The organism is Kosakonia sp. MUSA4, from assembly GCF_013085925.1.
GTDB classification, from domain to species: domain Bacteria; phylum Pseudomonadota; class Gammaproteobacteria; order Enterobacterales; family Enterobacteriaceae; genus Kosakonia; species Kosakonia sacchari_B.
Genome location: NZ_CP025697.1, coordinates 3,053,829 through 3,076,720 on the forward strand (window position 1 = coordinate 3,053,829; position 22,892 = coordinate 3,076,720).

Genomic DNA, 22,892 nt, shown 5'->3' on the forward strand with positions numbered 1-22,892 from the left:
TCCTTGTGGTGCGCCCCGTGGCTCAAAACGCTGTCTACCTTCCTGACGAATTTCTCGCGCAAATGCGCCTGGCAATGCCAGAACATCTCTCTTTCGATGAGTTCATCGCTGCCTGCCAGCGCCCGCTGCGCCGCAGTATTCGCGTTAACACGCTGAAAATCCCGGTCGCCGATTTTCTCACCCTTGTCGCCCCTTATGGCTGGCAACTGACGCCGGTACCGTGGTGCAAGGAAGGGTTCTGGATCGAGCGCGATGATGAAGAGGCGCTGCCGCTGGGCAGTACCGCTGAGCACCTGAGCGGGATGTTTTATATTCAGGAAGCCAGCTCAATGTTGCCGGTTGCCGCGCTGTTTGCCGATGGCGAAATGCCGCAACGCGTGATGGATGTAGCCGCCGCACCTGGCTCCAAAACCACGCAGATCGCCGCGCGAATGAATAATTCCGGCGCCATCCTTGCCAACGAATTTTCCGCCAGCCGCGTCAAAGTGTTGCATGCCAATATCAGCCGCAACGGCATCCGCAATGTGGCCCTGACCCACTTTGATGGCCGCGTATTTGGCCCTGCGCTGCCGGAGATGTTCGACGCTATTCTGCTTGATGCGCCCTGCTCCGGCGAAGGTGTGGTGCGTAAAGATGCGGATGCGCTGAAAAACTGGTCCGTCGCCAGCAATCTGGACATTGCAGCCACGCAGCGTGAACTGATCGATAGCGCTTTTCACGCGCTGCGCCCCGGCGGTACGCTGGTCTATTCCACCTGTACGCTCAACCGCGACGAAAATGAAGCCATCTGCCACTGGTTGCGGGAACAGTACCCGGACGCCGTCGAATTTCTGCCGCTGGATGGACTGTTTGCCGATGCCGCTCGCGCTTTAACCGCGGAAGGTTTCCTGCACGTATTCCCGCAAATTTACGACTGCGAAGGCTTTTTTGTCGCCCGTTTGCGTAAAACAGCGGCGGTAGAGCCTTTGCCTGCGCCGACCTACAAAGTGGGTAATTTTCCCTTCACGCCGTTGAAAGCAAAAGAGGCGGCGCAGGTCGCAACGGCCGCCGCTGCCGTCGGCTTACGCTGGGACGAAAACCTGCGCCTGTGGCAGCGTGATAAAGAACTGTGGCTGTTTCCAATAGAAATTGAGCCGTTAATCGGCAAAGTCCGCTTCTCGCGCATTGGCCTGCGTCTGGCGGAAACGCACAACAAAGGGTATCGCTGGCAGCACGAAGCGGTGATTGCGCTGGCGGGCCAGGATAACCCGCTGGCGTTTTCGCTGACGCTGGCCGAGGCGGAAGAGTGGTATCGCGGGCGCGATATTTACCCGCAAACCCTGCCCGTGCGTGACGATGTGATTGTCACTTTCCAGGGGCAACCGCTGGGTCTGGCGAAAAAAGTGGGATCGCGGCTGAAGAACAGTTATCCGCGTGAACTGGTGCGTGATGGCCGATTGTTTGCCAGCAATGCGTGACGGCGCACAAAAAAATCGCACCTTCTGACTGGCATCTTTCTCCGTGTTGTACCAGGCTCAAATTTGGGCGACCACACTGGTCGTACCACATTTCAACGTTCAACGGAGAGCATTATGACGAAAACCAGCGTGCGCATTGGCGCATTCGAAATCGATGATGCCGAGTTGCAGGGAGAGAACCAGGGGGAGCGAACGTTACATATCCCCTGTAGTTCCGATCCGGATTTATGCATGCAACTTGATGCCTGGGACGCGGACACCAGCATTCCCGCGCTCCTTAACGGCGAACATTCGGTCCTTTATCGCGAGCATTACGATCAACAATCTGATACCTGGGTTATGCGCCTTGCCTGATCCAATGGAAACCCGTCCGTAAGACGGGTTATTTACCTGCCTGATTTCCCCTGCCTGAATTCATCCCCTACACTTATCGTTACGTTGTACGGAACTGAGGGATGGAATGTTCGCGCTGGTCTTATTCGTTTGCTACCTGGACGGAGGGTGTGACGACATCGTAGTCGATGTGTTTAATACGGAGCAGCAGTGCCTTGTTGCCATGGACAATCAACGCATACGCTATGGCGGCTGTTTTCCCGTCGAAGAGTTTATTGATGGTTTCTGGCATCCGGCCAATGAATTCAGCGATTTTTAGCTACTGCAACTGCACCAGCGTTAACTCACCGCCAAAGACGGCACCCGTGTCGATGTAGTGCTGGTTTTGCCTGTCAACGCGCGCTTTCAGCGGCGTATGACCAAACCAGAAATGATCGGCTCCCGCAATACGCTGCCCTTTTCCTGCCAGCCACTGGTTGAGCCTGTCGCGTCGCCACAGAACCGATTCGCCGTCCACAGCCTGTTCCCATTGGTACTCTTCAGCCGGGTAATCCGCATGCGCGATGACATTCACCGCGCCGCCGCAGCGTATCTCCAGAATATAAGGCAATTCCGCGCAGGTGCGCAGCGCGGCCAGCGCTTCTTGCTGTTCCGCCTCGCTGAGGGCGCTAAACCAGCTACCGCCATTGAGTTGCCACATCGCCATATCGCCAAAACGCAGGGCATCAATCGCCATCTGCTCATGATTACCGCGCACGGTCTTAAACCACTGTTTTTTGAGCAGCGCCAGGCAGCGCAGGCTATCCGGCCCGCGATCGATTAAATCCCCCACGCACACCAGCAGATCCTGGTATGGTTCAAACTGGCGCGCGCGCAGCGCCTGCATTAAACGCTGGTGGCAACCGTGCAGATCGCCGACCAGCCAGATATGCCGCCAGCGCTCTCCATCAAGACGTTGATACATAATTCCCCCCCCTTTTATGAGTATAGGAAAATCCTTGACAGATGGAATAATAATCACACAAAGCCTGTTAATTAAATAAAGGTTAAATGAAAGAGAAATAAAACAAAGGCGCCTATTAATTTGTATTTTCCAGGCCTCTAAAATATCAATACATTATTTAGAGGCCACTCACCGTGTCGAATATTAGTCAATCAACAATACTTAAACCAAATAATAATTCACACATTATTGGCGATCTGGTGAGTGGCCGCCTTGTGCCCGGCCCGATCTGGAAAAAGCGCGAGTATCGCCTTAAGTTTCTGCTGCGTTCGCTGCTGTTTTGGTCGGCCACCAACCGCATGCTTAATGCGCTTTCCCGCCGCCCGGATTTCGATCGGCTGCTGGCGACGCAAATCACACTGCCGAGTAAATCGCACCGTCAGTATCTGACGCGCGGTTTACATGCCGCGCAGCGTGCCGATGCCATTATCAACCACTACCACTGGCTTGATAACAACGTATCACCGCGACTGGCCGCCGCCCTCAGCGCGACAGAACCCACACAGATTATTGATTTTACCGGGAAAGATGATGCGCATTTCACGGTATATGCTTCTAACGCCAGCAAAGCGGAGCGCGAAGGGGAAAGTACACTCTGGTTGTGCGATGGCGACAATACGTTACTGGCCAGCGCGACGTTCAGCGTTATCAGCGAAAAGGGGCAGCAAATTCTGGTCATTGGCGGTCTGCAAGGCCCGCGCAAAGAGGTCAGCCATGAGGTGATTAAGCTGGCGACCCGCGCCTGCCACGGCGTATTCCCGAAAAAAATCGCCCTTGAAGTACTGAGCCAGCTCGCCACGCTGACCGGCGTTTCGGCAATTTATGGCGTAAGTGATAACGGACATGTCTTCCGCGCGCTGCGTTATCGTCTGAGCAAAGGACGACATTTTCATGCCAGCTATGATGAATTTTGGGCGTCGATTGAAGGGGTAAAAGATAATGCCTGGCGCTGGCGTTTACCGCTGATTTTTTCACGTAAGTCGCTGGAAAGTATCGCCAGTAAAAAACGCGCGGAATATCGCCGTCGTTTTGAATTACTGGATGATGTGACAGAAAAAATGCATGCGCTGATGCTGAAATAAATATAAACGGGCGATAAATTACCCTACCCGTTTATATTTTTTACAACAAAAATATTATTGCCGAATAATAATTCCGCAAGGCGCGATCACCCGATTGTCTTATTTTCCATGGTGATGATTATCTTGCCTGACGGCCCACGTTCCAGATGCGCCAGCGCCGCTGGCAGTGCTTCCAGCGGATAAAGCTGGTCTATCACCGGGGCAAATTCCTGTTGGTCGACGGCAGCGCAGAGATCTTCAAGCGCCCGCCGGTGGCCGGTGCCAATGCCATAAATATGCAGATCTTTAAACAGCAACGGTTCCAGCGGCGAAGAGACCTCGAAACCCGCCAGCGCGCCAATCAGATAAATTTTTCCGCCCACCGCCGCCATTGCGGCGGACTGACCCAGATGGCTGCCGCCGACAAGCTCCAGCACGTGATCCACCCCACGATCGGCGGTTAAGGCCAGTACCGTTGCCACCACATCCTGCTGGCGATCGATCACCTCATCCGCGCCCCACTGTTTCGCCTGTTCACATTTGCTGCTTCGGGTCACCAGCAAGGTGCGTGCCCCTTTCATGCGGGCAATCTGCAGTGCGGCGAGTGCCACGCCGCCGGTTCCCTCGATCAGCACCGTTTCACCGCGCTGAATGTTGCCGCGTTCGACCAGCGCGAACCAGGCGGTGAGCGTCGCGCAAGGTAAAGTGCTGGCTTGCAGATGATCGAGAGAAACCGGTTTGCGTACCAGCCAGCTCTCTTTCATCACCACATACTCCGCCAGCACGCCCGGCCAGAATCCGCCCAGCGTCCGGTAAGCCATTTCACGCGCGTTACCCGGCCGCGGCCCATCCTGCCACTCCGGCGTAAAGACAGAAATCACCTCATCGCCAGGCACAAAGCGGGTCACATTCGCGCCGGTTGCCACCACGCAACCGGAAAGATCGGAACCGGGGGTAAAGGGAAAACGCAGAGGCAAACCGCGCCCATTTTCAATGACCATCAGGTCCCGATGATTGAGGGCTACCGCCATCACGTTTACCAGCACTTCATCCGCTGCGGGCTGTGGCCGGGCAACATGATTCAGCGCTAACGCGTCTCGCCCTGTCTGATTCATTTCCCAGCGTTTCATGGTCTGCATCACTTCTTTTCCTCGGTTATTAATCTGTTTTGCATTCTGACAGCGCCGGGATTGCGAATTAATACCTTATAATCCGCATGAACTGGTGAATGAGGGGCAACAATGTGAAAGGAACCGAATACACGGAACTGGTCGCTTTTCTGGCGGTCGCCGAGGAGAAAAACTTCCGCCGCGCCGCCGGGAGACTCGGGCTATCACCGTCCGCGGTGAGTCATACCATTCGCGCGCTTGAAACCCGGCTACAGGTTCGCCTGTTCAATCGCACCACGCGCAGCGTTTCACCGACGCAAGCCGGGCTGGATTTTATTGCCCGACTCTCTGCGCCGATGCAGGCGCTGGAGAGCGCCGTTGAAGCCGTCAGCGAAACGGGTCCGGCGCTGCGGGGCAAGCTGCGCATCAATCTGTCACGTCTGGCCGCGCAGCGAGCCATTCTGCCGAAGCTGCAACGGTTCATGTCGCTTTATCCCGGCATCCAACTTGATTTGGTCATTGATGATCATCTTGAAGATGTGGTGGCCGCCGGGTTTGATGCCGGGATCCGCACCGGAGACCGCGTGCCAAAAGACATGATTGCAGTGCGCATGACCGACGATCTGCAAATGGTGATTGTCGCCGCGCCCACCTGTTTCCGCGAGCAGCCTCCTCCCACGCGGCCTGAAGCCCTCAACCAGTATCGCCTGATTAATTATCGCTGGAGCGAGAATGGCGCGCAGTATCGCTGGAAACTGCAACGCGGTAATGAAAAGGTCGAGGTTGCTGTCGATGCAGCATTAACCGTCAACGATATCAATGTGCAGCTGGCTGCCGCTGAATCAGGCATCGGGCTGGCACTCCTGGAACAGCAGCAAGTCCATGCCGCCATCGACACGGGAACGCTGATTCACGTTCTGCCGCAGTGGCATAAACATGAAGAGGGGTTCTTTCTTTACGATCCGCGCAACGCTTTCATGGCACCGGCAATGCGCTTGCTGATCGATTTTTTCCGCCTGGATATCGGCTCACGGCCGCGCGGCTGAACGGGAGCGGCAAAGCTCCCGCCTGGCACGTGCGGGCTTTCAGCTATCGGCCAGATTTTCCCTGAGAGCCTGAATAGACTAATGGTCTGCGGCTTTATGCCAACTCAGCAGCAGGCTGAAGGCGGCGGGTAACACGGTCAGCGTGACCAGCGTGGCCACAATCAGCCCGCCGATAATCGCGTAGGCCATCGGCCCCCAGAAAACCTGATGTGAGATAGGGATCATCCCGAGGATCGCGGCGCAGGCGGTCAACATAATGGGCCGCGCCCGGTGCTCCGTCGCCGCCACAATGGCTTCGTTTGCGGCCATCCCCTGCGCCAGATTGCTGTCCACTTCGCTTATTAAAATCACCGCGTTGCGAATAATCATCCCCGCCAGCGCAATCACCCCCAGCAATGCCACAAAGCCCATCGGCGTTCCCGTCGGCAGCATCGCCAGCACAATCCCCGGCAGACCAAACGGGGCCATCAGCAGCGCCAGAAGCATGCGGGAAAAACGTTGCAACTGGAGCATTAACAACGTCAGCATGACAATGAGCGTCACCGGTAGCACGGCGTACACCGAGCGGTTCCCTTTATCAGATTCAGCCGCTGTCCCGCCTTCTTCGATGCGGTATCCGGCAGGCAGTTGCGCGCGCAGTTTATCCACTGTCGGACGCAGGCCAGCCGACACACTTTCTGCACGCACGCCGGGTGCCAGATCGGTCTGCACCGTGATAAAGGGCAGACGCTGGCGACGCCAGATAACCGGATCGTCCACGCCCCAGGCCAGCGTGGCGACTTCGCTGAGCGGAATTTTTGTGCCCTTTGCTGTCGGTAACATCAACGTCGACAGCGTGCCAAAATCCAGCCGTTCACGATCGTTGCCGCGCAACACCACCCCGACCAGGCGATCGTTATCCCGCACCGTGGTCACCGTGCTGCCGGACCAGACGGTATTCAGCATTTGCGCGATGCTTTCTGATGAAACCCCTGCCGCCCGCGCTGCCGTCTGGTTGACCTGAAGCGTAATTGTCCTCTCCGGCTCGCCAGCGGTCAGGTTCACTTCGCGTGTCAGTGATGAAGTGCCTATTTCTGCCGCCAGGCGATGTGCAAGCCGTTGCACCTGCGCATAATCCGGCCCGCTCACCCGGTATTTCACCGGCCAGCCAACGGGCGGCCCTAACTCCAGCGGCGAAACGCGGGTTGTCAGATCGGCGAACTGGCTGGCCAGCAGCGTCGTCAATTGCTGGTGCAGGCGATCCCTCGCCGCCAGATTTTTCGCCACCACCACCAGTTGCGCGGTGTTTTCATTATCCAGCAGCACATCCATCGGCAGATAAAAACGTACTGCGCCGGAACCGACATACGTGGTGTAGCGATCGATATCCGCATTCCCCTTGAGCGCCTTCTCCAGGCGTTCCGCTTGCCGCTCCATTTCCGGCTGAGAGGCATTCGCTGGCAGAGACAGGCTGACCAGCAGCTCCGGGCGATCCGAGGCCGGGAAGAACTCTCCCTGCATCCAGCGTGTACCGATCGCTGCCAGCGCCAGTGCGGCAACGGCAATCACCAGAGTCGATAAGCGGTGGCGCAGCACACACGCCAGCAAAGCCCGATATGCACGTGCCAGCCGTCCTGCGCCGCGTTCGCGCCCGTTGATGTGGGCTGGCAGCAACCAGGCGCCTGTCAGCGGCGAGAAGAGTATGGCGACCACCCACGAGCAGAGTAAGGCCATCAATACCACCGCAAACAACGAGAAGCAGTATTCTCCGGCGCTGCTGGCGGCAAAGCCAACGGGGATAAAACCGGCGATCATCACCAGCGTTCCGGTGAGCATAGGAAACGCCGTGGTTTTGAATGCATAGGTAGCGGCGCTTTTGCGCGACTCGCCAGCCTCCAGCCGCGCAACCATGGTTTCCACGGTGATCATCGCGTCATCCACCAGCAGCCCCAGCGCAATGATCAGCGCGCCCAGAGAAATGCGCTGCAACCCGATTCCGGCCAGCATCATCCCGGCAAAAGTCATCGCCAGTACCAGCGGTATCGCAGCGGCAACCACCAGCCCCGCACGCATTCCCAGCGAAACAAAAGAGACCGCAAGCACAATCAGCACGGCCTCAACCAGCACCCGGACAAAGCCGCTGACCGCGTCGCTCACCACCGCCGACTGGTCTGCCACTTTCACCATCTCAATGCCATGGGGCAACTGCGCCGCAACCTCTGCCATTCTTGCGTTCAATGCCTGGCCGAAACGCAGCATATTGCCGGTGGCGGCCATCGAAATGGCCAACCCGATCGCAGGCTGGCCGTTGACGCGAAACACCGGCGCAGGCGGCTCGGCAATCTGGCGGCTCACGGTGGCAATATCGGTCAGCGGAATATAGCGGTCGTTGATGTGCAGGGTGATCGCCCGTAGGCTCTCCTCGCTGGTCAGCGCGCCGCTGACGCGCAGCGCGACATTATCTTTGCCGGTACGAAGCGTTCCGGCCGGTTCGACGGCATTTTGCGCCGCCAGTGCATCGCTCACCTGCTGGATATCCAGCCCCATTCCTGCCAGTTGCCGGGGCGAAAAGGCAATCACTATCTGTTCCTGCTGTTCACCCAGCAGGGTCATTTTGCCCATATCCGGAAGCGACGTCAGGCCGCGGCGGATCACCTCCACACGATCGCGCAGTTCACGTGCGCTATAGCCCTCCGCCGTGAAGCCATAAAGGGTGCCAAAGGTGTCATCAAACTCATCATTCACCGCCGGACCTTGTGCGCTCTGAGGCAGCGAAGAGGCAATGTCCTGCATCTTTTTGCGGATCTGATACCAGATATCCGGCACCTGCCGCGGCGGCGTATCGTCGCGCAGATTGACATAGATAACGGTGCTGCCAGCCCGGGTTTCGCTTTCGATATAATCCAGCCAAGGGATCTCCTGGAGTTTCTTCTCCAGCACATCGGTAACAAGCCGCGTGGTATCCGCAACCGTGGCGCCAGGCCACTGTGCCGACACCACCGCCGTTTTGATGGTGAAGGCCGGATCTTCATTACGCGGCAGATTTTCGTAGCACAGCACGCCGGTCGCGATAATGAGCAGCATAAAAAAGCTTACCAGTTGCTGATGTGCCAGCGCCCAGGCAGAAAGGTTAAAGCGCGGTTCAACAGGCTTCATGGCTGCGGCTCCCCGGCAATGACCGGTTCACCGGCGCGCAGTTTGCTGACGCCTGCGGTGATGATTTTGTCGCCGACGCCCACGCCTGAAGCAATCACGGCGGATGTTGCAGAGTAACCGGCAAGCGTGACCGCGCGTAATTGCGCCTGTCCGCGCCCATCGATAATAAACACCGCCGGTTGCTCGCCAAGGCGGCTGAGTGCTGACGCCGGTACGGTATAGCCGCCAGGCATCGCTGACGGTATCTCAACGGTCGCGCTGGCTCCCAGCGCCATTGCCGCAGGCGGCGCCTCTAAAGTCACCCTGACCTGCCAGGTGCGGGTCTGCGGATCGGCCTGCGGGCTGATATCACGCAATTTTCCGCTGGCGCGGATAGCCGGGTTTGCCAGCAAAGCCACCGGAAACCGCAGCGCGTTTGCCGATGACGCCGGCAAACACTGCGGATCGGCGATATCAAAAACCACATCGCGCGCATCGCTGGTCGCCAGCGTGAAGATCGTCTGCCCTGCGCTGACCACCTGCCCCGCTGAGGCGCTGACGCGCGTGATGATCCCATCGGCAGGCGCGGTCAGTTGCGTCCAGGCCAGATTGTCCTGCGCAGTGTGCAACGCAGCGATACTGCTTTTCAGGCGGGATGCGGCCGCCTGCCAGTCGGCAAGAGCGCTATCAAGCTGGGTGCGGGCGATAGCTCCGGAAGGCATGAGCTTCTGCATCCGGCTCAGGTTAAGTGCCGCAACGCGTTCGGCGGCGCGGGCGCTTTCCACATCGGCGGTGGCGCTGGTCAGTTGGTTTTTTCCGGTCTCACTTTCAATTGCGGCAAGCACCTGCCCGGCATGCACCCGATCGCCAATATCAACCAGCCGGCTGACCATTCGCCCGTCGAGGCGAAAAGCCAGCGCCGTTTCATCATGGGCGCGGATCTCCCCGGTGCGCACCGTCAGCGGATGTGCGGATGCCGCCCCGATAATCTGATAACGAACGGGTCTTGGCGGCGCGGGTTTTTCGGTCTGTTTCTCTCCGCATCCCGTCAACAACGGCAGTGCCGCCGCGAGAAGCAGCAGCGGAAGCAGAGAAAAGAGGGAAACCGTGCGTGCAACAGTAAAAAGATGATGCAGGCTCTGACGCAGATAATCGCTAAATTGTTCTGACATAACGCCACTCCGAATCGGTAATGGCGTTATTGAATCCGGCTTGCGTCGAGATTCGTTCCAGTTTTCGTCAAGAATCCATCAAGAGCGGGTGAATTACCCTGCCGCGTCCGTGGGAAGCGAGATGCTGACTTTCAGGCCGCCTTTTTCCGGTAATGAAGCGCTGATGCTACCGCCATGCGCGTGGCAAATGGCGCGAGCAATGGAAAGCCCAAGGCCGCTGCCACCGGAATGTCGCGCCCGCGATGTTTCTGCGCGGGTGAAGCGCTCAAACATCAGCGGCAGAAAATCCGCCGTCACGCCCGGCCCGTCATCCTCAAAATCAATCTGGTAGAGGTTATGCTGTGGCTGAAGAACGATGGATAAATGGCCGTCCCGCCGACCATAGCGCAGCGCATTTTCCATCAGGACGGTAAAAACCTGCCCCAGGCGGAACGCGTCACCGATAAACATCGAAGGCGCACTTGCGGTAACGGTAATCGTCAGACCGGCGCTATCGGCCAGCGGTTTCAGCCATGCTGCGCGCTCATTTAACAGTTCCGCCAGAGACACCGGCTGGAGCGTAAGCGTAAGCTGCCCGGCATCAGCCAGTGATAACAGGTGGAGTTCATCCGTCAGCCGACTGAGATATTGCAACTGCTTCATCACCATTCCCAGTTGCGCTTCGCTGGGTTCAAACACCCCATCCAGCATGCCCTGCAAACGACCAATGGCGGCCGTCAGCGGCGAGCGCAGTTCATGCGCCATTGCCACATGCGACGCCCGAAGCTCGCGATCATATCTCGCCAGTTGGCGCGTCATGCTGTTGAAGTCGCTGGCGAATCGCACCATTTCCTCAGGCGCTTCTTTTACCAGCTCCGCCTGGCTGCCGAACTGGCCGTGCGTGACTTCATCGGCCGCATCCCGCAGTCGGCTGAATTGCAGCGCCAGCGGCCGCGCATAGCGAAGCCCCATAATGACAATAAAGGGAATCATCACCAGCACCAACACGGCGACCATTATCCAGTCCGCTGAGGCAATGGAGGGCGTGGAATAGCTCAGCCCCCACCATGTATCGACAATATCGTGGAAGCGCGACGGATTGAGCTGCGGGTTCTCTTTCAGGGCAAGAAACTCGGCGCGCACCGGGGCGGGCATATGGCGTAGCGCCCAGAAATTCTGCACGGCGTAACGCAACCACATACATAACGCGATGATAATGACAGAACCGATCGCCAGCGCGAGGATGCGCCCGCAAATCCAGCGCCAGAGCGATTGATGCACCGATTTTTTCATGGCTGGCGGAACCTGTAGCCGATCCCGCGCACATTGGCTAAAACGCCCGTTACGCCCGCACTTTCAAGTTTTTTGCGTAAATTATAAACGTGGGTATCGACGACCCTTTCCAGCGCTTCGCTTTCCGGCAGGCACTGCTCGAGCAGGAACTGGCGTGAAAAAGGTCGAGTGGGATGGCGCAGCAAGGTGGTTAAAATCGAAAACTCGGCTGGCGTCAGTTCGAGAAAACGCTCGCTGTTATCCGGCTGGATGACCGCCGCCGTAATGGCGGTGGTGTTCACTTCCAGATGGTGCCAGCGCAGGATCTCTTCACGCGTTTCTGTGCGGCCAGCGCGCCGCAGCACCGCCTGAACGCGCGCCACCACTTCGCCGGGATGGTAGGGTTTCACAACATAATCATCCGCACCGTAACGCAATGCGCCAATGCGATCGGGAGCATCTCCCATCGCCGTTACCATAATCACCGGCACATCGCTTTTACGCCGTAGAGCCGCCAGCACTTCCGTGCCATTCATTCCCGGCAACATCACGTCCAGCAGGATAAGATCGGGCTTCCAGCGTTGCGCCAGCTCAAGCCCGCTAAGGCCATCGACGGTCAACGATACATCATAATTTTCACGACGCAGGTAGGCTTCCAGCACGTTTGCCGCATCGACATCGTCTTCGATCACAAGAATTTTTCGGGACAGCATTTGCTCACCTTGACCGTTTCTTAACACTTTCCTGACCGTTTATTGATATGAGCCGGATATCTTCCGCACTCAGAAGATGGTAAAACCCTGCCGAAACAGCATGTTCCCCAATAAGCGAGATGTGATGATGATATCGATAAAAACCGCCTTGTACAGGAGCAGCCCATTACTGGCCGCCTTCGTATTTTCAGCCCATGCTGATGACGATGCTGCCGCGCAAAATGCGTTCACCGTTGGCATCGGGGGGCAATATGCCCCTCGCTACAGTGGCTCAGACAAACAACGCCTGCAAATGGTTCCTGTGATACAGGCACGCTGGAATGCGCTCTTTTTTGATTCGCAAAAAGGGCTGGGCTACGACTTACAGGCCGATAACGGACTCTATTTCGAACATACGCTCGGTTATGGGCTGGGACGTGCCGATAGCAACTCCGGCTGGCGCGATGGCGCAAACAATTTAAAAGGGATGGGTAACATTGATGCCACCCTCAATACGGCAATGGCTGTCGGCTGGAGCATTACCCCATGGTTTAACATCGAAGGCAAAGCCACCCTTCCCCTGACCGACGGCCAGGGCGTGCAATACCAGACATCGCTGGCGTTAATTCCGCTGCAAACCGCCAGCGATACGTTGGCTTTTCAGTCTGCCGCGCTGTTTGGCGATAGCCGTTACATGAACACCTTTTATGGCGTCAGCAGAGAGCAAAGTCTGCGTAGTGGATACGCTCGCTACGCGGCAGCGGCGGGTTTCTATGGGGTGAACAGTGACCTGACGTGGAATCATCAATTTGATGAACACTGGGGAGCAATGATCAGCGTCGGTTATAGCTGGTTGAGCGACCATGCTGCAGACAGCCCGCTGGTGCAGCGCCGTAACGAAGGGAATGGCGTGCTGGCCATTCTTTATACGTTCTAGACGGTTCAGACAGGCAAACCTGCCCGCTTTGCTCTGATGCCGCGATCATTATGGACATAAACCGCTCTCCGGCTTTTCTGCAACCTGCGGAGAGCGGGTTCCTGCGCTAGTCGCTTTGCACAACCCAATGGAGTTGATTGACCTGGAAACCCAGACGCTGCGCAATCGCGAGATAATTTTGCTTCACCGCGTCCGGAATGGTCGGCGTGCGTGAAAGGATCCACAGGTAATCGCGGTTTGGCCCACTCACCAGCGCGTAGTGATAGTCGTCATCGAGAGCAATAACGTTATAGCCGCCATAGAACGGGCCAAAGAACGAGACCTTCAGCGCGGCGGTTGTCGGTGACCCGGTAAACAGCGCTTTGCCTTCGCTCTCACGCCATTTTTGCTTTTGCGGATCGTAACCTCGGTTCAGCACGCTGATTGCCCCGTCGCGGCGCTGGCCATAGGTCGCGGTGACCTGCTCCAGGCCGCGCTCAAAGCGGTTTTCCAGCCGTGCGATTTCATACCATTTGCCAAGATAGCGGCTGGCATCAAAGCCGGTCACGGGCTGTACGCCTTTCGGCGGAGTGGGCGACTTACAAGCCACCAGCGTCAGCGCAATCGCTACGCCAGTCAAAACAGGCCAGAATTTCATGGGCGCTCCTTTTCTCTGCAGCATCAAGTGTGCGTGGATACCGGGCTTCTGTTGCGTCTGTTTTATCTCTTCTCGCTAATAAATCGCTTAAGAAAGCAACCGATAACCAATTGAAATAAAATAGTAATCAAAATAATTTTTGTCAAAATTTGGACAAGATTTTGTGATTGTACAGATTTTAACTCTACCCCGAGAGGCTGTTGTCCATCATAGAGGTACGCATAGACAATCCGTCATTGATCGGTTTGTGGCTGACTATGAGCAGGAGATTGAAAATCTGGGTATACACACGCCTTACCGGCTGAAAAATATCAGTATTTCCCCTCTTTTCCTGGGTTGTAAATCCGCAAAATCGGGAGAAATGTTACGTTGAAAGATTTTCGATAAACTGGGCAAAAAGGAATTTATTCTGGTATAAAGTTGAAAAGTCCGAACATGAAACTTCTGACCAGCATGGGTCGTTTTCGGGCTTTGTGCTGTAACTGCCTGTAAGAAGGGCAGATAAAAAAAGACCGAATACGATTCCTGTATTCGGTCCAGGGAAATGGCTCTTGGGAGAGAGCCGTGCGCTAAAAGTTGGCATTAATGCAGGCTAAGTCGCCTGGCACTTTAAGAATAGATGACGGCGTCAGCTTTTCCAGTCCGCGACAAAAGTGGTCAGAAAAATTCGCTAACCGTCACGTTAAAAAATGCAAAAACCGCAAGACTTGCTCGGACAGGCTTGCGGTTTTTTATTGAATATTAGTCAGTTAATGTTGCCAGTTAACAAAGTTTCTCTGCCCGGGCAATAAACGGTTCAAGGCTCATCTTTTCACCGGGTTTTGCGGGATCATTAACCTGAATAATGCCGATCGGCTGCCCACTGGCTTTGCCGCTGGCAACCTGCTTTTCCGCCACATCGTTCAGCGGGTATTGCACCAGCGTGCTGGGATTGATGGCATAAAGCGCATGTCCGGGACGGCAGGTCAGCATGATCTCTTCGCGATCAAATGCCCATTTGTCTTTGCCCATTTCAAAGCGGCTGACGGTGATCACCTGCGGTGCAGCGATCGCCACACCTGAACATGTCAGCATTAACAGCCCTAATAAGTTCTTTTTCATTCTTTCCGCCAGGTTCAGTCAAAAAGGTTCCCATGTCGCAAAAAGGCTCACTGCGGCAAGCACCAGCGCACCCAACCCCAATTCGACCCAGGTCAGGATGATAAATCGCTGCCGCGCAGCATCATGATGCCGATTCAGACGCGGCACCAGAACATACCGATTCACAAGGGCAATTACCACCATCAGGGCCACAAGCGCACATTTCAGCAACAGCATCCGCCCCCAGTCATTTTGCCATGGGCGCGCTACGCCTTCGATCAATAGCGTATTGACCACACCCGTTGCCAGCACGCCCGCAACCGCAAAATGGCCATAGTGGGAAAAACGCAGCATGGCCGAGATGGCCGCCGGGCGTGACTGCCCATGGGCCAGGCGCATGCAAAACAGTACCGGCAGCAATCCGCCGATCCACATCGCCGCGCAAAGCAGATGCAGCGCATGATTGCCACGCTGGAGAACGCCCATCGCCCCTTCGCGCATTGCAGCGTGTCCGACTCCCGCCGCCAGCAGAAACTGGATCGCCAGCAGCACGAAGATGCGCCGCTGTTGTTGAGGCTGAAGGAACAGGCTTATCAGCGTCAGGAGGGCAAAAATGATTTGCCACGCCCAGATCGTGCCAAAACCGGTCGCTGCTACCGCCAGCCAGGTCGACGGTTGCCAGACATCTCCCCATCCCTCCCCCATTAATCCGCCCTGGAAAGCGAACATCAGGATCGCGCTAAGGGCGCTCAGCCATAAACATCCACGCAGAAGAGGAAGAAAGCGGCGGGTCATCAGATGCTCCAGGCTGCGCGGAGCCAGCCACGCGCTGAACAGCGCGCAGCCAAAAGAGAGCATCAGGGTGGCGAAATGCACAAATCGCAACCCAACAAAAGCGGTCTCCAGCATTGGTTACTTCACAGAAAAGTGATACTGGCCGCTGGTTTTGTGCCCATCAACGGAAACCACGTGCCAGTTAACGGTATAATTGCCCGGCGTCAACGGTTGCTCCAGCGGAACGATCATTTGCGTTTTGTCATTCTCATTGCGCTTTACTGCGCCGGTCCGGATAATTTGTTGCTGCGCACCGGTTACCGAGATGCCGCTGAATTTCGGTTCAATACCTTCAGAGAAGTTCAGCGTTAGCGCCTGTGGCGCAGCGGTTACCGCCGCATCGGCGGCCGGGTATTGCCCCTTGAGATGCGCATGTGCCAGCACTGCAGGTGCCGTAAAAAGGCTGGCGATGAGCACCGCTGTTCGCCAGTGTGCATAAGAAGAGATGGACATAGAGTTCATTCCTTTTTGTTATACATTTAGGGAAAAGAATAACCCTGTACAATATTCGCGTCGAGTATCATTGTCGGTGCACTTGTCTTTCTGCGACAGGCTTAGTAACTTTTGCCGCGTGAACCCAGGAGAAAATCATGATTACCAATCTTGCGCAGCTTGAACAGGACGAGATGGACAAGGTCAATGTCGATCTTGCTGCCGCGGGCGTTGCCTTTAAAGAACGCTACAACATGCCGGTGATTGCGGAAGCCGTGGAGCGTGAACAGCCGGAGCACCTGCGTAACTGGTTTCGCGAGCGTTTAATCGCTCATCGTCTGGCTTCCGTTTCGCTTTCGCGTCTGCCTTATGAGCCTAAAGCTAAATAACGGAGCCGGTTATGTTACGTGTTATCGATACCGAAACCTGCGACCTGCAAGGCGGGGTGGTGGAAATAGCCTCCGTTGACGTGGTTGACGGAAAGATAGTCAATCCGATGAGCCATCTGGTCCGGCCCGATCGCCCTATCAGTCCGCAGGCGATGGCCATCCATCACATAACAGAAGCAATGGTGGCTCAGCAGCCGTGGATTGAAGAGATTGTGCCGCACTACTATGGCAGCAACTGGTACGTGGCGCATAACGCCAGTTTTGACCGCCGCGTGCTGCCAGAAATGCCGGGCGAATGGATCTGCACCATGAAGCTGGCGCGCCGTCTCTGGCCAGGAATTAAATACAGCAACATGGCGCTGTATAAATCCCGCAAACTGAGCGTACAGACGCCGCCGGGGCTGCATCATCACCGCGCGTTATACGACTGCTATATCACCGCTGCGTTGCTCATCGACATTATGCAGGTCTCCGGCTGGACACCGGATCAGATGGCGACCGTGACCGGCCGCCCGGCGCTGGTAACCACCTTCACATTCGGCAAATACCGCGGCAAAGCAGTGTCTGAGATTGCCGACCGCGATCCGGGTTATCTGCGCTGGCTGTTCAATAACCTGGAGCGCATGAGCCCGGAACTGCGACTGACGTTAAAGCACTATCTCGGCGACGATTAATGTACCCCGTGTCCGGGTAAGGTGCCCTGCGTCAGGGCAATCAGGAAAGCATACTCCAGCGCTACGCCTTCATAGGATTTAAAACGTCCGGATTTCCCTCCGTGTCCGGAATCCATATCGGTACAGAGCAGCAGCAGGTTATTGTCCGTTTTGTACTCGCGCAGTTTTGCCACCCACTTCGCCGGTTCCCAGTACTGCACCTGCGAATCATGCAGCCCGGTCGTTACCAGCATGTGCGGGTAATCGTGGGCCTCGACGTTGTCATAAGGGCTGTAGCCCTTGATGTAGTGATAGTAGGTTTCATCCTGCGGATTCCCCCACTCTTCAAACTCACCGGTGGTCAGCGGAATAGATTCATCCAGCATGGTGGTCACGACATCGACAAAGGGCACCTGGGCAATCACACCATGAAATAGCGAGGGACGCTGATTGATGACTGCGCCTATCAGCATACCGCCAGCGCTTCCCCCCATGCCGTAGCAGAAGAGCGGCGAACCATATCCCTGCGCCAGCAGCGAATCGGTGACATCAATAAAATCATTGAAGGTATTTTTCTTGTTGAGGAATTTTCCCTCTTCATACCACGATTGCCCCAGCTCACCGCCGCCGCGTACGTGGGCAATGGCAAACACAAAGCCCCGATCGAGCAGGCTCAGGCGGCTGCTGCTAAAGTCGGCATCCATGCTGGCGCCATAAGATCCATATCCGTAGACCAGCAGCGGATTTTCACCTTTGCGAAATAAGGTGTGGTTATAAACCAGCGAGACCGGGACTTCGACGCCATCTCTGGCGTGGATCCACAGGTGTTCACTGCGGTAGTGGCTGGCATCGAAACCCGCGACTTCAACCTGCTTCAGCACGCGCCGCTCGCCGGTATCCATATCCAGTTCAAAAAGCGTGTCCGGCGTGGTCATCGACGAGTAGCCGTAGCGTAAACGCGAGGTTTCTGGTTCCGGGTTATACGCCAACCAGGTGACATATGCCGGATCGTCAAACGCAATGCCCACCACTTCCCGCGTCTTACGGTTGATCTGCCGCAGGCTGGTTAAGCCGCGCTGCCGCTCCTCAACCACCAGCCAGTCGCTGAAGAGCGTAAACCCTTCCAGCATCACCTGTTCGCGCGCCGGGATCAGCACTTCCCAGCGCCTTTCATCGCGCACTTTGGTGCGATACAGGCCAAAGTTTTTGCCTTCGCGGTTAGAACGCAGGTAGAAAGTGTGCTGGAAATGGTCAAGGTTGTACTCATGCTCTTTGCGTCTTGGCAAAAAACAGAGCGGCTGCGCATCCGGTAGCTCTGCGTCGAGAAGCAGCACTTCACTGGTGGTCGCGCTGGAAAGGTGGATTGTAATGTAGTGCTGCGAGGTCGTTTTGCCTAAACCGACATAGAAGGTCTCATCCTGCTCTTCGTACACCAGCTCATCCTGCTGCGCCGGTTCTCCGACGGTGTGCCGCCACACCTGATACGGCAACAGCGTGGTTGCATGCTTGCGCACATAGTAGAGCGTTTCGGAGTCATTAACCCAGACAAAATCCGGTGAGACGTTATCCAGCACTTCCGGGTACCAGTTGCCGGTTTCAAGGTTACGAAAACGCAAACCATACTGGCGGCGCGATAAAAAATCTTCGGCTATCGCCATGATGGCGTTGTCTGGCGAAACTTCCAGGCCGCCGAGCGTATAGAATTCGCTGTGTGATGCGCGCTGGTTGGCATCCAGCAGCACCGTCCACTCATCCCACTCTGCGCTCAGCACCGACTGACGCTGGTAGATTGCATACTCATTACCGGGTTCGTAAATGTGCCGATAGCGATAACCATTTCTGACATAGGGCGCAGAAACTTCACGTTGCGGTATGCGTGAGATGATCTCCTGCAGCACCTCATCCTGTAACGCCTGTTGCGACGCCATCATTTTGCGGCCGTAATCATTTTCCTGATGCAGATAGTCAAGCACCTCTGGCTGCGAGCGGGTGTCGTCCCGCAGCCAGTAATAGTTATCAACGCGCGTATCGCCATGCGTGGTGATAGCGTGTGGGATCTGTTTTGCTTTCGGCGACATAGTATTGATCTTTTTTGTTTAACACTCTTGTAAGGTTGGCAAAACCCGCGCGTGATGCAAGCGAAACCACACTGTAATCAGAATCAAGCGGTAAGTTTTTGCTGCTTTATATCCTCTTCTATCTCCTCACGAACTGCCTGCGGGATCTGTAACGCATCTCCCAATGCATTCAGATAGCTACGTTCCATAAAGTGATCGATATCAATGACGGCGCAGCTGAGATACCAGAGTTCCAGCGCCTCTTCTTCATTCTGTACGCCCTGCGCCAGACGCGCGGGATCCAGCGGTTGTTCGATCGCCTGCGCAACCAGCCGCCGACCCTGTTCTTCCACCCCGGCGTCACGAAGCTGCTGCTCGATAGCGGCTCGTTCTTTATCGTCGATATGACCATCGCTCTTCGCCGCAAAAACCAGGGCCAGGATCAGGCGCTCCGTGCGCACATCCAGCGGAGATTGCTGCTGCCCGTACTGCGGTTCTCCCTGATGCGCGTTGCGGATACGGTCTTTGTATTTATTCCACAGCACCGTACCAGCGACCGCGCCGCCGCCAACCAGCAGTGCGCTGGTACCGTATTTAGCAAGAAATTTACGTGAGGATTTACTGGCAACAAGCAGCCCGGCAAGACCACCCAGAGCACCCGGCGCCAGCAGGTTATGTAATCTCTGCTCGCCCGAAGATGAGGGATCCGTATTATCTTTCGAACCCAGCAACGACTGTATTTGATTCAACCAACTCATAATGCCCTCGCTTATCAATGTGTGGTTGACCAGAGTAAGCGAGGGGGATGTCAGGAAGTGTCTGTCGCGGCAAAAGATGAGAAAATTATCGCGTTACGGCTGCGGCTGGTACTCTGCCGTACCCGCTTTGCAATCAACGGCCACGCGGTAGTGAATATCCATACTTTTACCGCGAACCGTGAGCGGTACCGTCCATTGATCACCCTTGCCGACGATCTCTTTCGGATTCACCCAGGCGACCGGATCGGCCTGCCCCAGTTTTTTCTGATCGTCTGCCCAGCGCACAATGCGATTTTGCAGATAGTCACGCTTAACGCTGGCCGCGATCCCATCGGCATCAAGGCCTTCACAAGAAGGAAACTTTACCGCTTTATCCGTTGCAGCGTGCGCCATGGTACTGCCTGCCAGCAAAAGCAGACCTGTAAAAACTCCTGCTATTTTCATGCTTATCTCCAGGTACTGACTTGTCCAGTCAAAAGCATGGTACAAATTGCTGGCAGTGCAAGATCAGGCCACTTTCGCGCGCTTCTGCGCGCTTTTAATATCCACTGCGTCTGTCGGTTCAGCATCATCAGAAGCAGCCGCTGCGGCAGGTTCTTCCGCTTCAGCGCCTGGCAATTTGCCGGATTTCAGAATACCGCTCAGCGCGTCTTTCTGTTCGGCAAGCCACAGCGCCATTTGGTCGCGCATCTCATCTTCCAGCGCTACCGGGCCGGTACCTAACCAGTCGCCCAGCACTTCCGCCAGATCGAGCATTTTATCGTAAGCATCAGCTTCCTTTTTGCTGGCAAAAGACATTTTTTCCTCACCTTCACGAATGACTACGTATTTAACTTCTACCGCCATGATGCAGCCTCATTCAACTGTGTATTTATACAGTATAATAGCGCGATGAAAAAAGCATCGCAAGGGATAAAAGACAGACGCAAACGTTTTCGTTTATACTGCGCCCAGTTTTTTTTCCAACGGTATGATGCTATGACTCTTTTAGGTACTGCGCTGCGCCCGGCAGCAACTCGCGTTATGTTACTCGGCTCTGGCGAACTGGGTAAGGAAGTAGCCATTGAATGTCAACGATTGGGCATTGAAGTGATTGCAGTTGATCGTTACGCCGATGCGCCGGCTATGCATGTGGCGCACCGTTCACATGTGATCAATATGCTTGATGGTGATGCGTTGAAGGCGCTGGTCGCACAAGAAAAACCGCATTTTATCGTGCCAGAAATCGAAGCTATCGCCACCGACACACTGCTGGAACTGGAAGCGCAAGGTCAGCATGTGGTGCCCTGCGCACGTGCCACAAAATTGACCATGAACCGTGAAGGCATTCGTCGCCTGGCGGCGGAAGAGTTGCAGTTACCGACATCCAGCTACCGCTTTGCCGACAGTGAAGCGGCTTTTCGCGATGCCGTCGCTGAGATTGGTTTGCCGTGTATTGTCAAACCCGTGATGAGCTCCTCCGGTAAAGGCCAGAGCTTTATTAAAAGCGCAGAGCAACTGACGAAAGCCTGGGAGTACGCCCAACAGGGTGGCCGCGCGGGTGCCGGACGGGTGATTGTCGAAGGCGTGGTTAACTTTGATTTTGAAATCACGCTTCTGACCATCAGCGCCGTTGATGGCGTCCATTTTTGCGCGCCGGTCGGCCACCGCCAGGAAGACGGTGATTATCGCGAATCCTGGCAGCCGCAGCAGATGTCGCCGCTGGCGCTGGAGCGCGCGCAGGCGATTGCCAGCAAAACCGTGCTGGCGCTGGGCGGCTATGGGCTGTTCGGCGTTGAGCTGTTCGTTTGCGGCGATGAAGTGATTTTCAGCGAAGTCTCGCCTCGCCCGCATGATACCGGGATGGTGACGCTGATTTCCCAGGATCTCTCGGAGTTCGCGCTGCATGTCCGTGCTTTCCTCGGTTTACCGATTGGCGACATCCGCCAGTACGGCCCGGCAGCTTCGGCCGTGATCCTGCCGCGTCTGAGCAGCCAGAATGTAACCTTCGATAACGTGCAAAATGCGCTCGCCGCCGGCGTGCAACTGCGTCTTTTTGGGAAACCTGAAATCGACGGCTCTCGCCGCATGGGCGTTGCGCTGGCCGTGGCTGAAAGTGTCGAAACGGCTGTAGAACGCGCGGTTGCCGCTGCGGCGGCAGTTCAGGTTAAGGGCTAAAAAAAAGCCCGGAGGCGCTCATCGCCTGCCGGGATTTTTTGCACAAGGCGGGTAAACACCCGCCCGCGAGATTACTGTTTCGCGCCTTCTACCGCTTCGCGCGCCAGTTTGGTGATGCGATCGTAATCACCCGCTTCCAGCGCATCTGCCGGAACCAGCCAGGAACCGCCGATGCACAGCACGCTTTTCAGCGCCAGGTAATCACGGTAGTTAGCCGGGGAGATCCCGCCAGTCGGGCAGAAACGAACCTGAGAGAACGGACCCGCAATCGCCTGCAACGCTTTAGTACCGCCGTTGGCTTCTGCCGGGAAGAATTTGAACTCTTTCAGACCGTAGTCCATGCCCAGCATCAATTCAGAAACGGTGCTGATGCCCGGGATCAGCGGGATAGTACCTTCGGTCGCAGCTTTCAGCAGCGGCTCGGTCAGACCCGGGCTGATAGCGAACTGCGCGCCAGCAGCGGTGACTTCCGCCAGCTGCTGCGGGTTCAGTACCGTACCGGCACCGATAATTGCGTCGGGCACTTCTTTTGCGATAGCGCGGATAGCATCCATCGCACAAGCCGTACGCAGGGTGACTTCCAGTACGCGAACGCCACCGGCGACCAGCGCTTTTGCCATCGGCACAGCGTGTTCCAGTTTGTTCACTACAATCACCGGCACTACCGGACCTGTTTTCAGAATTGCTTCTGCACTCGTTTTCCAGTTTTTCATCAGAGTT

General features: G+C 56.1%; 24 protein-coding genes. 9 read left to right on the top strand and 15 right to left on the bottom strand.

The features are described from left to right. The first annotated feature begins 17 nt into the window (after positions 1-17). The 3 genes from rsmF to C0557_RS14480 all read left to right on the top strand — a co-directional run bounded on the left by rsmF (position 18) and on the right by C0557_RS14480 (position 2,109). On the top strand, positions 18-1,457 hold the full coding sequence (gene rsmF, locus C0557_RS14470; RefSeq protein WP_217273261.1) for a 16S rRNA (cytosine(1407)-C(5))-methyltransferase RsmF: 1,440 nt from the start codon (positions 18-20) through the stop codon (positions 1,455-1,457). Between the two features lie 114 nt (positions 1,458-1,571). Beyond that, the gene (locus C0557_RS14475; RefSeq protein WP_007371619.1) at positions 1,572-1,811 is read left to right on the top strand and encodes a YebV family protein; all 240 of its coding nucleotides are present in this window, start codon (positions 1,572-1,574) and stop codon (positions 1,809-1,811) included. A 106-nt stretch (positions 1,812-1,917) separates the two neighbouring features. Continuing rightward, positions 1,918-2,109, top strand: a complete 192-nt coding sequence (locus tag C0557_RS14480) for a YebW family protein (protein WP_007371618.1) — start codon at positions 1,918-1,920, stop codon at positions 2,107-2,109. On the opposite strand, the gene pphA is transcribed toward C0557_RS14480, so the two are convergent. After that, the gene (gene pphA, locus C0557_RS14485; RefSeq protein ID WP_208659041.1) at positions 2,110-2,754 is read right to left on the bottom strand and encodes a protein-serine/threonine phosphatase; all 645 of its coding nucleotides are present in this window, start codon (positions 2,752-2,754) and stop codon (positions 2,110-2,112) included. It abuts the gene before it with no gap. A gap of 173 nt (positions 2,755-2,927) precedes the next feature. On the opposite strand from pphA, the gene C0557_RS14490 reads away from it, so the two are divergent. After that, positions 2,928-3,875, top strand: coding sequence for a VirK/YbjX family protein (locus tag C0557_RS14490; protein ID WP_208659043.1), 948 nt, complete (start codon positions 2,928-2,930; stop codon positions 3,873-3,875). 86 nt (positions 3,876-3,961) lie between these two features. Here C0557_RS14490 and C0557_RS14495 read toward each other — a convergent pair whose 3' ends face one another. Further along, entirely contained in the window at positions 3,962-4,996 is a 1,035-nt protein-coding gene (locus tag C0557_RS14495) for an NAD(P)-dependent alcohol dehydrogenase (protein ID WP_217273262.1), read from the bottom strand. A 101-nt stretch (positions 4,997-5,097) separates the two neighbouring features. Between C0557_RS14495 and C0557_RS14500 the strand changes: the two genes are divergently transcribed. Next, positions 5,098-6,009: a LysR family transcriptional regulator gene (locus C0557_RS14500; RefSeq protein ID WP_208659047.1), complete on the top strand. Its 912-nt coding sequence runs from the start codon at positions 5,098-5,100 to the stop codon at positions 6,007-6,009. A gap of 78 nt (positions 6,010-6,087) precedes the next feature. On the opposite strand, the gene C0557_RS14505 is transcribed toward C0557_RS14500, so the two are convergent. The 4 genes from C0557_RS14505 to C0557_RS14520 all read right to left on the bottom strand — a co-directional run bounded on the left by C0557_RS14505 (position 6,088) and on the right by C0557_RS14520 (position 12,259). Continuing rightward, positions 6,088-9,144, bottom strand: a complete 3,057-nt coding sequence (locus C0557_RS14505; protein ID WP_208659049.1) for an efflux RND transporter permease subunit — start codon at positions 9,142-9,144, stop codon at positions 6,088-6,090. Further along, complete coding sequence (locus C0557_RS14510; RefSeq protein ID WP_208659051.1) at positions 9,141-10,295, bottom strand: efflux RND transporter periplasmic adaptor subunit; 1,155 nt, start codon at positions 10,293-10,295, stop codon at positions 9,141-9,143. The genes C0557_RS14505 and C0557_RS14510 overlap by 4 nt, the downstream gene beginning before the upstream one ends. A 93-nt stretch (positions 10,296-10,388) precedes the next feature. Then, a complete protein-coding gene (locus C0557_RS14515) occupies positions 10,389-11,567 on the bottom strand; it encodes a cell wall metabolism sensor histidine kinase WalK (RefSeq protein WP_208659053.1) in 1,179 nt (392 codons plus the stop codon). After that, entirely contained in the window at positions 11,564-12,259 is a 696-nt protein-coding gene (locus C0557_RS14520) for a response regulator (protein ID WP_208659055.1), read from the bottom strand. The genes C0557_RS14515 and C0557_RS14520 overlap by 4 nt, the downstream gene beginning before the upstream one ends. A 127-nt stretch (positions 12,260-12,386) precedes the next feature. Between C0557_RS14520 and C0557_RS14525 the strand changes: the two genes are divergently transcribed. Then, complete coding sequence (locus tag C0557_RS14525) at positions 12,387-13,175, top strand: MipA/OmpV family protein (protein WP_208662958.1); 789 nt, start codon at positions 12,387-12,389, stop codon at positions 13,173-13,175. A gap of 106 nt (positions 13,176-13,281) precedes the next feature. Here C0557_RS14525 and blc read toward each other — a convergent pair whose 3' ends face one another. The 4 genes from blc to yobA all read right to left on the bottom strand — a co-directional run bounded on the left by blc (position 13,282) and on the right by yobA (position 16,179). Beyond that, positions 13,282-13,812 carry an outer membrane lipoprotein Blc gene (gene blc / locus C0557_RS14530; RefSeq protein ID WP_074777637.1) on the bottom strand — a complete coding sequence of 177 codons (531 nt, stop codon included), beginning with the start codon at positions 13,810-13,812 and terminating at the stop codon, positions 13,282-13,284. Between the two features lie 762 nt (positions 13,813-14,574). Continuing rightward, the gene (locus C0557_RS14535; protein ID WP_208659057.1) at positions 14,575-14,913 is read right to left on the bottom strand and encodes a YebY family protein; all 339 of its coding nucleotides are present in this window, start codon (positions 14,911-14,913) and stop codon (positions 14,575-14,577) included. 18 nt (positions 14,914-14,931) lie between these two features. Next, a complete protein-coding gene (copD, locus tag C0557_RS14540; protein WP_208659059.1) occupies positions 14,932-15,801 on the bottom strand; it encodes a copper homeostasis membrane protein CopD in 870 nt (289 codons plus the stop codon). 3 nt (positions 15,802-15,804) lie between these two features. Continuing rightward, positions 15,805-16,179, bottom strand: coding sequence for a CopC domain-containing protein YobA (gene yobA, locus C0557_RS14545; RefSeq protein ID WP_074777643.1), 375 nt, complete (start codon positions 16,177-16,179; stop codon positions 15,805-15,807). A 137-nt stretch (positions 16,180-16,316) separates the two neighbouring features. Between yobA and C0557_RS14550 the strand changes: the two genes are divergently transcribed. Together C0557_RS14550 and exoX are read left to right on the top strand one after the other, a co-directional pair. Continuing rightward, on the top strand, positions 16,317-16,547 hold the full coding sequence (locus C0557_RS14550) for a DNA polymerase III subunit theta (RefSeq protein ID WP_007371603.1): 231 nt from the start codon (positions 16,317-16,319) through the stop codon (positions 16,545-16,547). An 11-nt stretch (positions 16,548-16,558) separates the two neighbouring features. After that, positions 16,559-17,221 (top strand): exodeoxyribonuclease X, encoded by a 663-nt coding sequence (gene exoX / locus C0557_RS14555; RefSeq protein ID WP_208659061.1) that lies wholly within the window; start codon positions 16,559-16,561, stop codon positions 17,219-17,221. Here the strand turns inward: exoX and ptrB are convergent. The 4 genes from ptrB to C0557_RS14575 form a co-directional block, all read right to left on the bottom strand. Beyond that, the gene (gene ptrB, locus C0557_RS14560) at positions 17,218-19,278 is read right to left on the bottom strand and encodes an oligopeptidase B (RefSeq protein ID WP_074777647.1); all 2,061 of its coding nucleotides are present in this window, start codon (positions 19,276-19,278) and stop codon (positions 17,218-17,220) included. The genes exoX and ptrB overlap by 4 nt on opposite strands. An 83-nt stretch (positions 19,279-19,361) precedes the next feature. Beyond that, a complete protein-coding gene (locus tag C0557_RS14565; protein ID WP_208662960.1) occupies positions 19,362-20,018 on the bottom strand; it encodes a tellurite resistance TerB family protein in 657 nt (218 codons plus the stop codon). Between the two features lie 90 nt (positions 20,019-20,108). Then, entirely contained in the window at positions 20,109-20,459 is a 351-nt protein-coding gene (yebF, locus tag C0557_RS14570; protein WP_208659063.1) for a protein YebF, read from the bottom strand. A gap of 63 nt (positions 20,460-20,522) precedes the next feature. After that, positions 20,523-20,861, bottom strand: coding sequence for a YebG family protein (locus C0557_RS14575; protein WP_074777650.1), 339 nt, complete (start codon positions 20,859-20,861; stop codon positions 20,523-20,525). 132 nt (positions 20,862-20,993) lie between these two features. Here C0557_RS14575 and purT point away from each other — a divergent pair, with 132 nt between their 5' ends. Continuing rightward, entirely contained in the window at positions 20,994-22,172 is a 1,179-nt protein-coding gene (gene purT / locus C0557_RS14580) for a formate-dependent phosphoribosylglycinamide formyltransferase (RefSeq protein WP_208659065.1), read from the top strand. Positions 22,173-22,243: 71 nt separating this feature from the next. Here the strand turns inward: purT and kdgA are convergent, their stop codons facing one another. Then, positions 22,244-22,885, bottom strand: coding sequence for a bifunctional 4-hydroxy-2-oxoglutarate aldolase/2-dehydro-3-deoxy-phosphogluconate aldolase (kdgA, locus tag C0557_RS14585; RefSeq protein WP_064565642.1), 642 nt, complete (start codon positions 22,883-22,885; stop codon positions 22,244-22,246). Between the last annotated feature and the right edge of the window lie 7 nt (positions 22,886-22,892).

Bases quoted from the DNA above. Each gene is read 5' to 3' on its own strand.
- C0557_RS14475 (WP_007371619.1), top strand. From the start codon at position 1,572: ATGACGAAAACCAGCGTGCGCATTGGCGCATTCGAAATCGATGATGCC.
- C0557_RS14480 (WP_007371618.1), top strand. From the start codon at position 1,918: ATGTTCGCGCTGGTCTTATTCGTTTGCTACCTGGACGGAGGGTGTGAC.
- pphA (WP_208659041.1), bottom strand. From the start codon at position 2,754: ATGTATCAACGTCTTGATGGAGAGCGCTGGCGGCATATCTGGCTGGTC.
- C0557_RS14505 (WP_208659049.1), bottom strand. From the start codon at position 9,144: ATGAAGCCTGTTGAACCGCGCTTTAACCTTTCTGCCTGGGCGCTGGCA.
- C0557_RS14510 (WP_208659051.1), bottom strand. From the start codon at position 10,295: ATGTCAGAACAATTTAGCGATTATCTGCGTCAGAGCCTGCATCATCTT.
- C0557_RS14515 (WP_208659053.1), bottom strand. From the start codon at position 11,567: ATGAAAAAATCGGTGCATCAATCGCTCTGGCGCTGGATTTGCGGGCGC.
- C0557_RS14520 (WP_208659055.1), bottom strand. From the start codon at position 12,259: ATGCTGTCCCGAAAAATTCTTGTGATCGAAGACGATGTCGATGCGGCA.
- C0557_RS14525 (WP_208662958.1), top strand. From the start codon at position 12,387: ATGATATCGATAAAAACCGCCTTGTACAGGAGCAGCCCATTACTGGCC.
- blc (WP_074777637.1), bottom strand. From the start codon at position 13,812: ATGAAATTCTGGCCTGTTTTGACTGGCGTAGCGATTGCGCTGACGCTG.
- C0557_RS14535 (WP_208659057.1), bottom strand. From the start codon at position 14,913: ATGAAAAAGAACTTATTAGGGCTGTTAATGCTGACATGTTCAGGTGTG.
- copD (WP_208659059.1), bottom strand. From the start codon at position 15,801: ATGCTGGAGACCGCTTTTGTTGGGTTGCGATTTGTGCATTTCGCCACC.
- yobA (WP_074777643.1), bottom strand. From the start codon at position 16,179: ATGTCCATCTCTTCTTATGCACACTGGCGAACAGCGGTGCTCATCGCC.
- C0557_RS14550 (WP_007371603.1), top strand. From the start codon at position 16,317: ATGATTACCAATCTTGCGCAGCTTGAACAGGACGAGATGGACAAGGTC.
- exoX (WP_208659061.1), top strand. From the start codon at position 16,559: ATGTTACGTGTTATCGATACCGAAACCTGCGACCTGCAAGGCGGGGTG.
- ptrB (WP_074777647.1), bottom strand. From the start codon at position 19,278: ATGTCGCCGAAAGCAAAACAGATCCCACACGCTATCACCACGCATGGC.
- yebF (WP_208659063.1), bottom strand. From the start codon at position 20,459: ATGAAAATAGCAGGAGTTTTTACAGGTCTGCTTTTGCTGGCAGGCAGT.
- C0557_RS14575 (WP_074777650.1), bottom strand. From the start codon at position 20,861: ATGGCGGTAGAAGTTAAATACGTAGTCATTCGTGAAGGTGAGGAAAAA.
- purT (WP_208659065.1), top strand. From the start codon at position 20,994: ATGACTCTTTTAGGTACTGCGCTGCGCCCGGCAGCAACTCGCGTTATG.
- kdgA (WP_064565642.1), bottom strand. From the start codon at position 22,885: ATGAAAAACTGGAAAACGAGTGCAGAAGCAATTCTGAAAACAGGTCCG.